We start from the raw sequence: 14719 nt of genomic DNA, 5'->3' as shown, positions 1-14719 counted from the left end.
GCCCACGGCGGCGGACACGGGGCGGCGTGATCGGGCAGGCTGAGAGCCATGAAGACGCCGCGTCCTCTGCCCCCGCAGCTGCGAGACGGTGTCTTCTCTAGACGTCAGGCCGAAGCGCTGGGGGTCCCTCCGAAGCGGCTTCGTGCCCGAGACATGCGACGCGTGGGCCGTGGACTGTATGAATGGGTCGGCTCTGCCGACATCGAGCCTCTGACGGCTCCGATCCCTGACGCTGGGAGCCCCGAGTGGTTTCGGCTGCTGAAGACGGTGCAGGAGGAATACCGATCCACGTGGTTCAGTCATTCGACAGCGGCACGCATCTTCGGACTTCACCTGCCGTCTTGGGCCGATGAGCCGGACATCGTCCATCTCAGCCGACGGGGGCATTCGACGGGGGCGGAGCGAGTGGCCGGACTCGTTCCGCACATGGTGGTCGCCGAAGAGGGTGAAGTCGTTCGGCACGGCGCCCTGTGGGTCAGCCGTCCCGCACGGATCTTCTTCGACCTGATGGGTCGTCTCCCGGAGCGCGAACTGGTCGCCCTCGGAGATCAGCTCGTCCGGAGTCCGTACCCGGAACTCGAGGGGCGCGATCAGCCGTGGGAGACTCGAGAATCCCTGGCGGATCTCGTGGCGGCGCACAGGAAGACCAAGGGCATCGTGAAGGGGCGTCGGGCCGTCGAGAGAGTCCGAGTAGGGGCGGATTCGCGGCCGGAGACGCTGCTGCGGCTGGCGATCCAGGATACGGGCCTGCCTGAGCCGATGCTTCAGGTGCGCCCCACGCCGGGGAGCCCCTACCCGGGCGACCTCGGCTACCCAGAGCTGAAGATCGTCATCCAGTACGACGGCGGTACGCACTTCAGCGCGGCTCAGCAGGCCCGCGACCAGCGCCGGAACCATGCGTTCGAGCGTGCTGGGTGGACCGTCATCCTGGCGAACTCCGAGGATCTCCGAGAGGGGTTCGTCCGAGTGGTGGAGCGGATCCGGCTCGCTCGTGAGCGTTGTCTCCGCGGTTTGGGCCCTTTTCAGGCGTGATGCGGGCTCAAAAGGGCCCAAACCGCAGAGGCAACGCATCAGGACGGGTGCACGATCGCCTTCAGCGTGCGCGGGTCGGCTGCGGCCTCGAGCGCCTCGGCGGTCTGTTCCAGGCTGAAGCGTCCCGTGATGAGCCGGTCCAGGTCCACGCGGCCGGAGCGCACCAGCTCGATCGCGGTCGGCCAGGTGTTGGCGTAGCGGAACACCCCGGTGACCTCCAGCTCCCGGTTCTGCACCGCGGACAGCGGGATGGTCACGTCATCGGCCCCCATGCCGATCAGCACCGCGCGCCCGGCCGGGCCCAGTGCGCGCAGCCCCGCGTGGATCGCCGACGGCGCCCCGGAGGCCTCCAGCAGCACGTCGGCCCCCAGCCCGGACAGGTCCGTGCCGGCGTCGAGTGCGGCGGTCGCCCCGTGCGCCTCGGCCAGGCTCAGCCGCTCCGGGGACACATCGGTCACCGTCACTTCGGCGGCTCCGAGGGCCCGGGCCACCTGGGTGAGGATCAGCCCGATGGGACCGGCCCCGGTGACCAGCACGTGATCCCCGACGCCGAGGCGGGACTTCCGCGCAGCGGCCACCGCCACCGACAGCGGCTCCAGCAGGGCGCCGGCCTCGTCGGAGATCCCCTCCGGCAGCCGGTGGGCGAACATCGCCGGGATCGTCACGTACTCGGCGAACGCACCGTCCACGGGCGGGGTGGCGAAGAACTGCACCTGCGGGTCCAGGTTGTACCGCCCGGCGCGGGCCTGGGTGGAGGACCAGTCGATGCGCTGCGGCTCCACCGAGACCCGCTCGCCGATCCGGGAGGCGTCCACGCCGTCCCCGACGGCGGCCACGACGCCGGCGCTCTCATGGCCGAGCACCAGCGGCTCCTCCACCACGAAGGGCCCGATCCTCCCCTCCCGGTAGTAGTGGACGTCGGAGCCGCAGATGCCCACGGCGGTGACCCGCACCAGCACGTCCCCGGGGTTCGGGAGCGGGACGGGCCGCTCCTCCACGGTGATCTCGCCGGGGGCCTGCAGCACGGCGGCACGCATGGTGGGGGTCATCGTGGGGTCCTCTCTGCCTGAGGGGGAGGGGGCGGACGTCGGGGCTGCGGAGCGCGGTCGGCTCATTTCACGGCGCCCATCGACAGGCCGCGGACCAGCTGCTTCTGGGCGAACCAGCCGGCCAGCACCACCGGCAGCGAGGCCAGCACCGAGGCCGCGGAGAGCTGGGCGAGGAACTGCCCCTCCGAGGTCATGGTGCTCATCAGGTAGATCGGCACGGTGGCGGCGTTCGCGGCGGTGAGGTTCAGGGCGAAGAAGAACTCGTTCCAGGCGAAGATCACGCAGATCAGGGCGGTGGCGGCGATGCCGGGGCTCACCATGGGGATCAGCACCCGGCGCATCGTCAGCATCAGGGAGGCGCCGTCCATGGAGGCCGCCTCGAGCACCTCGCCGGGCACCTCCAGGAAGAAGGAACGCATCATCCACACCGCGATCGGCAGGTTCATGGCCGTGTAGAGGATGATCAGCGTGACGATGTTGTCCAGCATCCGGATCTGCCCGGCGATCACGTAGATCGGCATGATCACCGCGACCACCGGCAGCATCTTGGTGGAGATGAAGAAGAACAGCACGTCCTGGGTGCGCTTCACCGGCCGGATGCTCAGCGCATAGGCGGCCGGCACAGCCAGGGCCAGCACCAGCAGGGTGGACACTGCGGTGGCGATCACCGAGTTCAGGAAGTACGCCCCGGCCTCGGAGGTGAAGACGGCCCGGTACTGGTCCAGGGTCGGGCTGAATAGGAAGCTCGGCGGTGAGGAGGCGGCGTCGGACTCCTGCTTGATGCTGGTCAGCAGCATCCACAGCACCGGGGCGAAGAAGATGAACGCCGCGAACCAGGCCAGCCCGGTCAGCAGCTTCCCGACGACGGCGTGCCGTCCGGCCCGGGTCCGGCCTGCGGTCGTGGTCTCGGCGACGGCGGTCATGACTGCTCCTTGGAGTTGATGCTGCGGAAGATCAGCCGCAGGGCCAGCAGGGAGATGACGATGGTGGCGATCACGGTGACCACACCCATGGCGGCGGACTGGCCGATGTCGAAGCCGAGGAAGGCCCGCTGGTAGATGTAGAAGGGCAGGTTCGCGCTCGCGGTGCCGGGCCCGCCTGCGGTCATCAGGTAGATGTGGTCGAAGGTGTTGACCACGTAGATCGCCCCCAGCAGTACGGAGAGCTCCAGGTAGAACCGCAGGTGCGGCAGGGTGACGAACAGGAAGGTCTTCAGCGGCCCGGCGCCGTCGATGGAGGCGGCTTCGAGGACGTCCTTGGACTGGGACTGCAGCCCGGCCAGCAGGAGCAGCATCATGAACGGGGTCCACTGCCAGACCAGCGCCACCAGGATGGAGAAGATCGGGTGCTGGGAGGTCCAGTCCACCGGACCGAGCCCGATGAGTCCGATCAGCCAGTTCACCAGGCCGTAGGTGGGGTTGAACAGGGAGATGCTCCACAGCATGGCTCCGGCCACCGGCATGATGAGGAACGGGGTGATCAGCAGGGTGCGCACCACGCCGCGTCCGGCGAACTCGCGGTCCAACAGCAGGGCGAGGCCGAGCCCGAGCAGCACGGAGACGGCCACACAGCCCAGGGTGATGAGCACCGAGTTCAGCGCCGCGGTGCGGAACGTGGAGTCGATGAAGAGGTCGGCGAAGTTCTGCAGGCCCACGAACTGGTCGCCTTCGGGGCGCAGCAGGTTCCGGGAGCGCAGCGAGTACCAGATGGTCAGCAGGAACGGCACCTGAGTGCAGACGATGACGAACAGCAGGGCCGGCAGCAGAGGGAGCCGACGCCGGCGAGCCTCGGCCCGTGCGGCGGCGCGGGCGGTGCGGTGGTCGTGTCCTGCCGGACCTGCCCGGCCTGACGAGGCTCCGGGGCGCGACGTGCTGGAGGTGTCGGTGCGGGTGTCAGTGGGGACGCTCATGGCTCATCCCTCCCATCCGTAGGTGCGGGCGACGGATTCGGCGAAGGTCTGGGACTGGCGCAGGGCGTCGGCGACGCTCTGCCGTCCGGCCACGGCCGCGGAGATCTGCTGGCCGACTCGGGTGCCGAGGTCCTGGAACTCGGGGATGCCGACGAACTGCAGCCCCGGATAGGGGACTTCGTGGACCATGCAGTTCTCCTGGGTGGCGCGGTCCATGGAGTGCAGGGTGGGTTCGGCGTAGTTCTCGGCGAGCTCGGCGTACTCGGGGATCTCATAGGTGGACAGCCGTGAACCGGGCGGCAGGGCCTCCCAGCTGAGCTCCTCGCCCACGAGCCGGAAGTAGTCGGGGTGGGTCATCCAGGCGATGAAGTCCCAGGCGGCCTGCTTGTGCCGGCTGGTCTCCGGAATGGCGAGGCTCCAGGCGTAGAGCCAGCCGGCGTCGTCGGTCTCCACCACGGGGGCCAGGGCGTAGTCGACGTCGCCCACCACGGTGGAGGAGGCCGGGTTCTCGATGCCGGAGACCATGGAGGAGGCGTCGTACCACATGGCGGCGTCGCCCTGGCTGACGCGGGTGAGGCAGTCGCCGAATCCGGAGGTGGCGGCACCGGGCTGTCCCCAGGTGCGGACGGTGTCCACGTAGGTGCTCACGGCCGCCTCGACCTCGGGGGTGTCGAGCATGGGGCGCCAGTCCGGGTCGAACCAGCGGCCGCCGAAGGTGTTGATCACGGTGTTCAGCGGGGCCAGGACCTCGCCCCATCCGGCCAGCCCGCGCAGGGCGATGCCGGAGACGCCGTCCTCGGGGGCATGGAGGGCGGCGGCGAACTCGCGGACCTGGTCCCAGGTGGGCTGCCGGGGCATCTGGAGTCCGGCCTGCTCGAAGAGGTCTCGGCGGTAGACCAGGAAGGAGCTCTCCCCGTAGAAGGGCACCGAGTACTGGCGGCCCTCGTGGGAGAGCGCCTCCTTGATGGTGGGGATGAAGTCGTCGGCGTCGTAGCGGTCGGTCTCGGCGATGTAGGGGTCCAGGTCGGTGAGCCAGCCGTTGGCGGCCCACATGGGGGTCTCGTAGTTGGAGATCATCACGACGTCGAACTCGCCGCCTCCGGAGGCCACTGAGGCGGTGATCTTGGCCCGGGCCTCGTTCTCCGGCAGGGAGACGAAGCGGACGTCGACGTCGGGGTGGGCGGTACGGAAGTGGTCGATCAGCCCCATCGCGTCCTGCATCTGCGGGTTGGAGACGATGGCGACGACGATGCTCTCCCGGGTGCCCGCGGAGGATCGGGTGGTGGCGCAGCTGCTGAGGCCGAGCGTGGCGGCGGTGAGGCCGGCGCCGAGTCCTGCTCCGAGGAGCGCGCGGCGGCTGGGGCGGGGCCCGCCCCGTGGTTCAGCCGGGACGGCGGTGGGGGATGTCGCGTGGGGTGTCATGGAGTCTGTTCCTCGCGAGAGATTCGATGGGTGCGCTCATATGAGTGTGATCGAGCGCTCATGTGATACGTGACTCTAGTCATATATGCTCGAATGAGCAAGCATGGGAGGCATGATGACCACCGATCCGCAGTCCGAGCGGAGCCATCTGGGGCTCCTGGCCGAGCTCGCCACGGAGTACTACCTGGAGGGGCTCTCGAAGGTGGAGATGGCTCGCCGCCACGAGCTCTCGCGCTTCCAGATCGCCCGTCTGCTGGACCAGGCGCGGGATGAGGGGATCGTGCGCATCACGATCGTCAACCCGTCCGACGCCGGCGCCGAGCATGACGATCTCGCCCGCGCCCTGGGGGTCTCCACCGTCACCGTGGTGGCGCAGCGCTCAGATGAGACTCTGCGCTCGGCGCTGGCTCGCCAGGTCGCCGACCTGCTGCCGCGTCGCCTCCACGACGACGCCCGCCTGGGTGTGGCCTGGTCCAGGACGCTGATGCACCTGCCCGAGCATCTCGGGGAGCTGCCCAAGGTCGACGTCGTCCAGCTGGTGGGGCCGGTCAGCGCGCCGGGCTCCACCACGGGGGACTCGGCCGCCCTGGTGCACCGGCTGGGGGCGCGGGCCGGTGGCCAGGTCTGGCCGCTGCCGACTCCGCTGATCGTGGAGTCCCCCGAAGTGGCCGCAGCCCTGCGCGCCTCCTCGGAGGTGCGCTCCGCCTTGGATGCGGCTGATGAGCTCGACGTCGCGGTGATCGCCATCGGTGCCTGGGATGCGGGGATCTCCACGGTCTGGGCCCGAGTCAGCGATGAGGAGAAGCAGCGGGCGCGCGACGCCGGGGCGATCGCCGAGTGCTCGGGCATCCTGTTGGACGCCCAGGGTCGGGTGGCGCGCACCGGCATGGAGGAGCGGGTGATCGGGGTGACGCCGGCCCAGCTGCGCCGCACGCGGGTGCTTGCCGTCGCGCCCGCGGTCGGGTATCCGGAGGCGGTGCTGGCCGCGGCACGCGGCGGCTTCGTGGATGACTTGGTGATCTCCGCGGAGCTCGCGGATCAGCTGATGGACCTGCTGGCGGCTGATCAGCTGGACGCCCTGGGCTGAGCTCCTGAGCCGCCAAGGTCATACTTCTACAAGTTGTAGAAAAGTTTTCTACACGCTGTAGAATTCACAGGGAGGCGGGTCGCGAGGACGGCCCCCTCCACGCCACGACGGCCGGTCCGGCCCGGCGCTGAGCGCCGACGTCGGCACTGCCTGCGCGTGACGCGGCCCTTCTCAAGAGCCCTGGTGAGTGCCCCGTGGAAGAACTCTTCGACCCCCTGTCCCTGGCGCGCTGGCAGTTCGGACTGACCACGCTCTATCACTTCCTGTTCGTCCCGCTGACCATCGGGATGGCGCTGATGGCCGCCATCATGCAGACGGCCTGGCACCGCACCGACGACGTCAAGTACCTGAAGCTGACCAAGCTGTTCGGCAAGATCTTCCTGATCAACTTCGCCATGGGCGTGGTCACCGGCATCGTCCAGGAGTTCCAGTTCGGCATGAACTGGTCCGAGTACTCGCGCTTCGTCGGAGACGTCTTCGGCGCCCCGCTGGCCATCGAGGGTCTGGCCGCGTTCTTCTTCGAGGCGACCTTCATCGGCCTGTGGATCTTCGGCTGGGGCCGCATCCCCCGGCTGGCGCATCTGGCCTGCATCTGGACCGTGTTCATCGCCAGCACGCTCTCGGCCTACTTCATCCTGGCCGCCAACGCCTTCATGCAGAACCCGGTCGGCTACACCTTCAACATGGAGCGGGGACGCGCCGAGCTCACCAGCCTCTGGGAGGTGCTCAGCAACCCGGTGGTGCTGGCGGCCTTCCCGCACACCATCTTCGCGGCCATCATGTTCGCCGCCACGGTGATGATCGCCGTCGCCGCCTGGCACCTGCGCCGCGGCCAGCACACAGAGACGATGCGCCCGGCGCTGAAGACCGGGCTCTGGGCCAATGTGCTCGCCTTCCTGGGCGTCGGGGTCTCCGGGGATCAGCTGTCCCTGGCGATGGTGGACGCCCAGCCCATGAAGATGGCCGCCGCGGAGGGGCTCTACGAGACCACGAACGCGGCGAGCTTCTCGATCTTCACGCTCGGCACTCCCGACGGCGCCTCCGAGCTGTTCTCCATCCGCATCCCGTACCTGCTCTCCCTGCTGTCCACCCACACGCTCGACGGCGAGGTCGAGGGCATCAACGATCTGCAGGCCCAGTACGTCGCCCAGTTCGGCCCCGGCGACTACACCCCGCTGATCTGGGTCACCTACTGGGCCTTCCGCTGGATGATCGGGCTTGGGGCGGTCTCCGCCCTGATCTCCCTGGTGGGACTGTGGCTGACCCGGAAGAACGCCCGGCAGCTGCCGGCCCGTCAGGAGCAGCTGATGTGGCGGATCTTCATCTGGGCCGCCCCGCTGCCGCTGCTCGCCTCCCTGGTGGGCTGGATCTTCACCGAGATGGGCCGCCAGCCATGGATCGTCTTCGGGCTGATGAAGACCGAGGCCGCCGTGTCCCCGAACGTCTCCGGCCTGGACGTGGCGATCTCCCTGGCCGCCTTCACGCTCATCTACGGGATTCTCGCCGTCGTCGAGTTCAAGCTCGTCCTCAAGGCCGCCCAGGAGGGTCCGCCCGAGCTGGACGACGACGTCGACGCCGATTCCGACGACCTCGCCGTCGTGTACTGATCAGGAGCCCGCCATGGACCTCGCCCTGCTGAACCCCGCGCAGTTCGACCTCCCCACGATCTGGTTCGTGCTGGTCGCGTTCTTCTTCGTCGGCTACTTCGTGCTCGACGGCTTCGACTTCGGCGTGGGCATGTCCCTGCCGCTGCTGGGACGCGACGACACCGACCGCCGGGTCATGATCAACACCATCGGGCCGGTCTGGGACCTCAACGAGACCTGGGTGATCGTGGCCGGGGCGGTGCTCTTCGCCGCCTTCCCCGAGTGGTACGCCTCCCTGTTCTCCGGGTTCTACCTGCCGCTGCTGCTGATCCTGCTGGCGCTGATCGCCCGCGGGGTGAGCTTCGAGTACCGGCATCAGCGCAAGCACCCGCAGTGGACGCGGGCCTTCGACCGGATGATCATCATCGGCTCGGTGCTGCCTGCCTTCCTGTGGGGCCTGATCTTCGCCAACGTGGTCCGCGGGCTGCCCATGGACGCCGACCACAACGTCACCGCGTCCCTGCTGGACCTGATCACCCCGTATGCCGTGCTGGGCGGGGTCACCCTGACCCTGCTGTGCCTGGTCCACGGAGCAGTGTTCATCGCGCTGAAGACCGACGGCGATATCCGCGGGCGGGCGCGTCGGCTCGCGGCGGTCGCCGGGGTGCCCGCGGCGGTGGCCGCCGTCGCGTTCCTGGCGTGGACGCTGAACCTGGAGACCTTCTCGGGGCAGTCGCTGCCGGCCCTGATGGCCGCCGTCGGTGCGGCCCTGGCGATGGTGGCCGCCCTGGTGGCCAACGCCGTCGGCCGTGAGGGCCTGGCCTTCGGCGCGATGGCGGCCACGGTCGGGCTGGCCGTGGTGACGCTGTTCCTGTCCCTGTTCCCGCATGTGCTGCCGTCCACCTCCGGGGAGGGCGGGCTGACCATCGTCAACGCCAGCTCCACCGACTACACGCTCACCGTGATGTTCTGGGTGGCCCTGGTGGTCACCCCGCTGGTGATCGGCTATCAGATCTGGACCTACTGGGTGTTCCGCCGGCGCCTGACGCGCGACCACATCCCCGCTGGGGCGCACTGAGGGCCGGGAGACGAGTGCCATGAAGCCTCTGGACCCTCGCTTGCTCCGTCACGCCCGCGCCGCCCGCGGGTTCCTGGTGCTGGCCGTGGCGCTGGGGCTGACCCAGGTGCTGCTGGTGCTGGCCTTCGCCGGGCTGTTGGCGGGGGTGCTGACCACGGTGATCGCCGCCGTCGGGGTGCTGCCCGGGGACTGGGTGCCCGAGCAGCTGGTGGTGGCCGAGCCTCCCTCCGGGACCGCGCTGCTGGTCTCGGTGGCCCCGCTGCTGGGCGGCTTGGCGGTGGTGACGCTCGCTCGCGCGGGGGTCTCCTGGGCGATGGAGGCGGTGGCGGCACGGGCGGCGGCACGGGTGAAGTCCCAGCTGCGCCGTCAGGCCGCAGAGGCGCTGGTGCACGGGTGCCACGACGGCGGCGGCTCTGCTGGCGGCGGCTCAGCTGGCCCGGCTCAGGCGGTCACCGTGCTGGTCTCCGGGCTGGACGCCCTGGACGCCTACTTCTCGCGGTACCTTCCGCAGCTGGTGCTCACCGTCCTGGCGGTGCCGATCCTGCTGGGCGTGCTGGCCACCCAGGATCTGACCACGGCGGTGATCGTGGCGCTGACCATGCCGCTGGTGCCGGTGTTCATGGTGCTGGTGGGCTGGTCCACCCAGTCCGCGCAGCAGCAGCAGCGCCGTCGGTTGGACCGGCTGGGCACCGCCTACCTGGACCTGGTGGAGGGGCTCTCCACGCTGAAGATCTTCAACCGGCAGCACCGGCAGCGGCAGAACCTGCGTCGGCTCACCGAGCAGCATCGCGGTGCGACGATGCGGGTGCTGCGGGTCAGCTTCCTCTCCGGGTTCGTGCTGGAGCTCGCCGCCAGCCTCTCGGTGGCGCTGGTGGCGGTCTCGGTGGGTGTGCGGCTGATCGACGGCGAGTTGGGGCTGTTCGTGGGTCTGTTCGTGCTGCTGATCGTCCCGGAGGCCTACGCGCCGCTGCGGCAGGTCGGGGCCCAGTATCACGCGGCCGCCGACGGCATCGCCGCCGCCGAGGAGGTCTTCGCGCTGCTGGAGGCTGAGCGGCGGGCCGAGCCGGGGGTCGATGCCGAGCCAGCCTCGGGCGAGGGGCTGCCGTCTGCTGCGGCGCTGGCATGCCGGGACGTCCAGGTGGGGCGCGGTGAGACTCTCCGCCTCGACCGCGTGAGCCTCACTGCCGAATCGGGCCGGATCACCGCGCTCGCCGGACCGTCGGGGGTGGGGAAGTCCACGCTGGCAGCCGCCGTCGTCGGGCTGGTGGACCACACCGGGGAGATCACCCTGCGCGCGGCGGACTGCGCCGAGCGGCGGCCCAGCCGTGACGACGTCGCCTGGACCGGTCAGCGGCACGGCCTGCGTGCCGGCACCGTGGGGGAGAATATCGCCCTCGGCGAGCGGGGCCCGGACCGTGACCAGGCTCGAGAGATCCTCGACATGCTCGGGCTGGACGGCCTGTCCCTGGACCATCGCCTCGGAGTCCACGGCAGCGGGCTCTCGGGCGGACAGGCGCACCGCGTGGCGGTGGCCCGGGCGGTCCACCGGGCCCGGGTCCGGCGCTGCCCGGTGCTGCTGTTGGACGAGCCCACCGCCGCCCTGGACGAGGATGCGGAGCGGCGGCTGATCGACCTGCTGCGGGCCGAGGCCGACGCCGGACGCATCGTCCTGGTGATCAGCCACCGGCCCGCTGTGCTGGAGGCCGCCGATGCCGTGCATCGGCTCACCGACGCGCGGCAGGAGGCGCTGCGATGAGCATTCTCGCCCTGGCCCGTCCCAGGTGGCGCAGCCTGGCGCCCGGTGTGGCGCTGGGGGCGCTGTCCGGACTCAGCGCGGTGCTGCTGCTGGGGCTCTCGGCGTACCTGATCACGCGGGCCGCCGAGCAGCCGCCCATCCTCTACCTGGGTCTGCTGGTGGTGGGCGTGCGGGCCTTCGCCCTGTCCCGGGCGTTCTTCCGCTACCTGGAGCGGCTGAGCTCCCACGACGCCGCCTTCCGCACGCTGAGCACGCTGAGAGTCGGCCTGGTGGAACGGCTGATGCCGCTGGCCCCGGCCGGTCTGGCCGACCGCGGACGCGGGGACCTGCTCTCCCGGCTGGTCCGCGATGTGGACCAGCTGCTGGACCTGCCCACCCGCGTCATCCAGCCGCTGGCCTCCTCCGCCGTGGTGGTCCTGGCGACCCTGGCCGGGCTGGCGTGGTTCTCCCCGTCGGCCGCGGCGGCGCTCGCAGTGCTGCTGGCGCTCGCCCTGGTGGCCGGGACCTGGCTCAACGCCCGGATCAGCGGGTCCGCGGAGCGGCGCACCGCCGCGCTGCGGGGTCAGCTGGCCGATGAGGTCGCGGACCTGGCCACCGATGTGGAGGTGCTGCTGGCCTACGGTGCCGCCGACGAGCATATCCGGCGGGTGGAGCGGGCCGACGCGACGCTGCGGACCGCCGAGCTGCGCGCCTCCGCCGGTGCCGGCGTCGTCTCCGCGGTGCTGACGGGGCTGACCGGCGCCGCCGTACTGGCGATGCTGCTGCTGGCCGTCCCGGGGCTGCAGCCCAGCGCTCCTTTGGGGCCGGAGTTCGTGCTCAGTCCCGGAACGGTGGACGGCCCGGTGCTGGCGGTGCTGGCTCTGGTGCCGTTGGCGGTCTTCGAGGTCGCGGCCGCGGTGCCGGCCGCCTGGTCCGCCCGACGGCGGGTGCGCGCCTCGGCGGCGCGCATCGCGGAGCTCACCGAGCAGTCCCGGCCGGAGGAGATCCCGGCCGATGACGGCGACGACGATGGCGACGACGCCGGCGCGGTGGCTGTGGCTGGTACGCCCCCCGCCGTCGGCGTCCTGCTGGAGCTCGAGGGGGTGACGGTCCGCTGGCCGGGCCAGCAGGCGGCGACGGCGGCGCCGGTGGATCTGCGGCTGGCGCCCGGGGAGCGGGCGCTGGTCACCGGCCCCAGCGGGTCAGGGAAGTCGGCGCTCGCGCAGGCGCTGGTGCGGCTGCTGGAGCATGAGGGCTCATGCCGGCTGGACGGTGTGGAGATCCGTGAGCTGTCTCCGGCCGCGGTGCGGCGTCGGGTGTGTCTGATCGAGCAGAGGGCGCACCTGTTCGACGCGACGGTGCGGGCCAATCTGAGCTTCGCCCATCCCGAGGGGCCGGAGGGGTGTGCTGACAGCCAGCTTTGGGAGGTTCTGGAGGCCGTCGGCCTGGGGGAGTGGGCACGCTCCCGTGACGGTCTGGACACCCGGGTGGGCCGCGAGGGAGCGCTGGTCTCCGGCGGTCAGGCGCAGCGCATCGCGGTGGCCCGCGGGCTGCTCTCCCGGGCGGAGGTGCTGGTGCTGGACGAGCCCACCGCACACGTGGACCCGGAGCTGGGGGACCAGCTCATCCGGGATCTGCTCGGGGCGGCGGCAGGATCGGGGATGAGTGACGGCTCCCGCAGCGTGATCCTGATGTCTCATGTGCCGGTGCCCCAGGGGCTCGTGGATCACCACGTGGGGCTGAGGAGCGCACTGCCTTCGGCAGAGGTGTGATGGGCGGGTGAATCGGATCCTCAGGTCGGCGAGAGATCCACGCAGCCAGTCCGGCGATGACGAGAATGCTCAGTCAGACCGCGCCGTAGGCTATAGCGGGGAGCTGATACTGGGTGGGACCGAAGGAGGTCCATGCCAGAAGCGGTGCGCCGAGCCGACAGCGTTGAGGGCGGCAGCGACGACACGAGGATTCTGGTTCATCGAACGGGCTGTTCGATCTCGGAGCTCCATGTGCTGGTGGGCTGGTGAAGAGGGCCGAAATCTGCGTCAGTCGCGTGAGCAGGGGAGGTCAGTACGAGAGATGCAATGCCCACTCTCGCTGCAAAGGCCGTGCGCTTGTGCATGGATCTTCTCTCCATTCCTGTGAGACTCAGTGTCGTGTTGTTTCCTCGGCACATTCAAGGGGTGTGCATGAAACTGCCGGCCCGCTGTCCCCCATGGTGAGTGCGCTCCTGCGCTCACATGAGCAGTCAGTATCACTCATTTGATATGGTGGCGGTCACATCGACCTCCCGTCTCTGAAGGAACGTCATGACCGATGCCACGCCTCTGTCCGCCCGCACTGTCGCCGACCTGGGTCGCGAGACTCCCTCCGGGGAAGTGCTCCACACTCCCGGATATCCGCTGCAGGACCGTCGGGTCGGGATCGTCCACTTCGGCGTCGGGGGATTCCATCGCGCACACCAGGCCCTGTACCTGGATCGGCTCTTCACTGCCGGGCACGCCGCCGACTGGGCGATCTGCGGGGTGGGGCTGCTGCCCGGCGACGTGCGGATGCGTGATGCGCTGACCTCCCAGGATGGGCTCTACACCCTGGTCTCCACCGCGCCTGACGGCTCCCGCGACGCCAGGGTCATCGGCGCCCTCGCCGAGTACCTCTACGCCCCCGACGACCCCGAGGCGGTCCTGGCGCGGATGACCGACAGGGACATCCGCATCGTGTCGCTGACCGTCACGGAGGGCGGCTACAACTACAACCCCAGCACCGGGGAGTTCCTGGCGGACACGCCCGCGGTGGCCCGGGATCTCGCCCGGAGCCCGGGGGATGCTCCCGAGACGCTCTTCGGCTTCATCGTCGAGGCCCTGCGCCGTCGTCGGGAGGCAGGAGCGGAGCCGTTCACTGTGCTCAGCTGTGACAACATCCGCGGCAACGGCGACCTCGCGCAGCGCATGATCCTGGCCTTCGCCCGGCTGCGCGACGCCGACCTGGCCGCCTGGATCGAGGCGCACGTCGCCTTCCCCAACTGCATGGTGGACCGGATCACCCCGGTGACCACGGAGGCGGACCGCGCCATGGTCGCGGAAGACTTCGGCGTCGACGACGCCTGGCCTGTGGTCAGCGAGGACTTCCTGCAGTGGGTGCTGGAGGACCGCTTCCCCGCCGGACGCCCCGCCTTCGAGGAGGCAGGGGTGCAGATGGTCGACGACGTCGAACCCTATGAGCTGATGAAGCTGCGCCTGCTGAACTGCAGCCACCAGGTGATCGCCTACTTCGGGCTCCTGCTGGGCCACACCTACGCCCACGAGGCCTGCCGCGATGAGCTCCTCGTCCGCTTCACGCGGGAGAACTACATGGACGGCGAAGGGACGCCGACCGTCCCCGACGTGCCCGGGATCGACCTGGATCAGTACAAGGACCAGCTGATCGCCCGCTTCGACAACGAACATGTCCGGGACACCCTGGCCCGGCTGGCCGCCGAATCCTCGGACCGCATCCCCACCTGGATGGTGCCGGTGATCCGGGAGAACCTCGCCGCCGGGAGGGACGTGACCGCCTGCGCCGCCGTCGTCGCCTCCTGGGCCCGCTATGCCGAAGGGGTGGGCGAGAACGGGGAGGAATGGCCCGTGGTGGACCGGCTGCGGGAGCGGGTCATGGCCGCCGCCGCCCAGCATGACGACGACCTCCTCGCCTTCCTGCGCGACGAGGAGCTCTTCGGTGACCTCGTGGCGCGGGAGGCCTTCACCCGTCCCTACGCAGAGGCCCTGACCACTCTGCGGGAACAGGGGGCCAGGGCGCTGCTGGAGAAGCTGGTGGGCTGAGGGTCAGGG

General features: G+C 70.0%; 11 protein-coding genes. 7 read left to right on the top strand and 4 right to left on the bottom strand.

Going from position 1 to position 14719, the window contains the following annotated elements:
- The first annotated feature begins 405 nt into the window (after positions 1–405).
- Positions 406–1032: an endonuclease domain-containing protein gene (locus tag Q7C18_RS11675; RefSeq protein ID WP_139827833.1), complete on the top strand. Its 627-nt coding sequence runs from the start codon at positions 406–408 to the stop codon at positions 1030–1032.
- Positions 1033–1070: 38 nt separating this feature from the next.
- Here Q7C18_RS11675 and Q7C18_RS11670 read toward each other — a convergent pair whose 3' ends face one another.
- The 4 genes from Q7C18_RS11670 to Q7C18_RS11655 form a co-directional block, all read right to left on the bottom strand.
- A complete protein-coding gene (locus Q7C18_RS11670; RefSeq protein WP_311025533.1) occupies positions 1071–2081 on the bottom strand; it encodes an NAD(P)-dependent alcohol dehydrogenase in 1011 nt (336 codons plus the stop codon).
- A gap of 62 nt (positions 2082–2143) precedes the next feature.
- Positions 2144–3004: a carbohydrate ABC transporter permease gene (locus tag Q7C18_RS11665; RefSeq protein ID WP_070161818.1), complete on the bottom strand. Its 861-nt coding sequence runs from the start codon at positions 3002–3004 to the stop codon at positions 2144–2146.
- A complete protein-coding gene (locus Q7C18_RS11660) occupies positions 3001–3990 on the bottom strand; it encodes a carbohydrate ABC transporter permease (RefSeq protein WP_070161821.1) in 990 nt (329 codons plus the stop codon). The genes Q7C18_RS11665 and Q7C18_RS11660 overlap by 4 nt, the downstream gene beginning before the upstream one ends.
- 3 nt (positions 3991–3993) lie before the next feature.
- Positions 3994–5412, bottom strand: a complete 1419-nt coding sequence (locus Q7C18_RS11655) for a sugar ABC transporter substrate-binding protein (RefSeq protein ID WP_311025532.1) — start codon at positions 5410–5412, stop codon at positions 3994–3996.
- Between the two features lie 112 nt (positions 5413–5524).
- Here Q7C18_RS11655 and Q7C18_RS11650 point away from each other — a divergent pair, with 112 nt between their 5' ends.
- The 6 genes from Q7C18_RS11650 to Q7C18_RS11625 all read left to right on the top strand — a co-directional run bounded on the left by Q7C18_RS11650 (position 5525) and on the right by Q7C18_RS11625 (position 14710).
- Positions 5525–6499 carry a sugar-binding domain-containing protein gene (locus tag Q7C18_RS11650; RefSeq protein ID WP_311025531.1) on the top strand — a complete coding sequence of 325 codons (975 nt, stop codon included), beginning with the start codon at positions 5525–5527 and terminating at the stop codon, positions 6497–6499.
- A 194-nt stretch (positions 6500–6693) separates the two neighbouring features.
- Positions 6694–8106: a cytochrome ubiquinol oxidase subunit I gene (locus Q7C18_RS11645; RefSeq protein ID WP_311025530.1), complete on the top strand. Its 1413-nt coding sequence runs from the start codon at positions 6694–6696 to the stop codon at positions 8104–8106.
- 13 nt (positions 8107–8119) lie between these two features.
- Entirely contained in the window at positions 8120–9163 is a 1044-nt protein-coding gene (gene cydB, locus Q7C18_RS11640; RefSeq protein WP_311025529.1) for a cytochrome d ubiquinol oxidase subunit II, read from the top strand.
- Positions 9164–9203: 40 nt separating this feature from the next.
- On the top strand, positions 9204–10919 hold the full coding sequence (gene cydD, locus Q7C18_RS11635) for a thiol reductant ABC exporter subunit CydD (RefSeq protein ID WP_311025528.1): 1716 nt from the start codon (positions 9204–9206) through the stop codon (positions 10917–10919).
- The gene (gene cydC, locus Q7C18_RS11630) at positions 10916–12670 is read left to right on the top strand and encodes a thiol reductant ABC exporter subunit CydC (protein WP_311025527.1); all 1755 of its coding nucleotides are present in this window, start codon (positions 10916–10918) and stop codon (positions 12668–12670) included. Before cydD ends, cydC begins: the two co-directional genes overlap by 4 nt.
- Positions 12671–13201: 531 nt before the next feature.
- Positions 13202–14710, top strand: a complete 1509-nt coding sequence (locus Q7C18_RS11625; RefSeq protein ID WP_311025526.1) for a mannitol dehydrogenase family protein — start codon at positions 13202–13204, stop codon at positions 14708–14710.
- Positions 14711–14719 lie beyond the last annotated feature (9 nt).

Source organism: Nesterenkonia sp. CL21, from assembly GCF_031705515.1.
GTDB lineage: Bacteria > Actinomycetota > Actinomycetes > Actinomycetales > Micrococcaceae > Nesterenkonia > Nesterenkonia aethiopica.
This window is presented reverse-complemented; position numbering and strand designations above follow the sequence as displayed.

Excerpts from the sequence above, each read along its gene's own strand:
- Q7C18_RS11670 (WP_311025533.1), bottom strand. The coding sequence starts at position 2,081 with ATGACCCCCACCATGCGTGCCGCCGTGCTGCAGGCCCCCGGCGAGATC.
- Q7C18_RS11665 (WP_070161818.1), bottom strand. The coding sequence starts at position 3,004 with ATGACCGCCGTCGCCGAGACCACGACCGCAGGCCGGACCCGGGCCGGA.
- Q7C18_RS11660 (WP_070161821.1), bottom strand. The coding sequence starts at position 3,990 with ATGAGCGTCCCCACTGACACCCGCACCGACACCTCCAGCACGTCGCGC.
- Q7C18_RS11655 (WP_311025532.1), bottom strand. The coding sequence starts at position 5,412 with ATGACACCCCACGCGACATCCCCCACCGCCGTCCCGGCTGAACCACGG.
- Q7C18_RS11650 (WP_311025531.1), top strand. The coding sequence starts at position 5,525 with ATGATGACCACCGATCCGCAGTCCGAGCGGAGCCATCTGGGGCTCCTG.
- cydB (WP_311025529.1), top strand. The coding sequence starts at position 8,120 with ATGGACCTCGCCCTGCTGAACCCCGCGCAGTTCGACCTCCCCACGATC.
- cydC (WP_311025527.1), top strand. The coding sequence starts at position 10,916 with ATGAGCATTCTCGCCCTGGCCCGTCCCAGGTGGCGCAGCCTGGCGCCC.
- Q7C18_RS11625 (WP_311025526.1), top strand. The coding sequence starts at position 13,202 with ATGACCGATGCCACGCCTCTGTCCGCCCGCACTGTCGCCGACCTGGGT.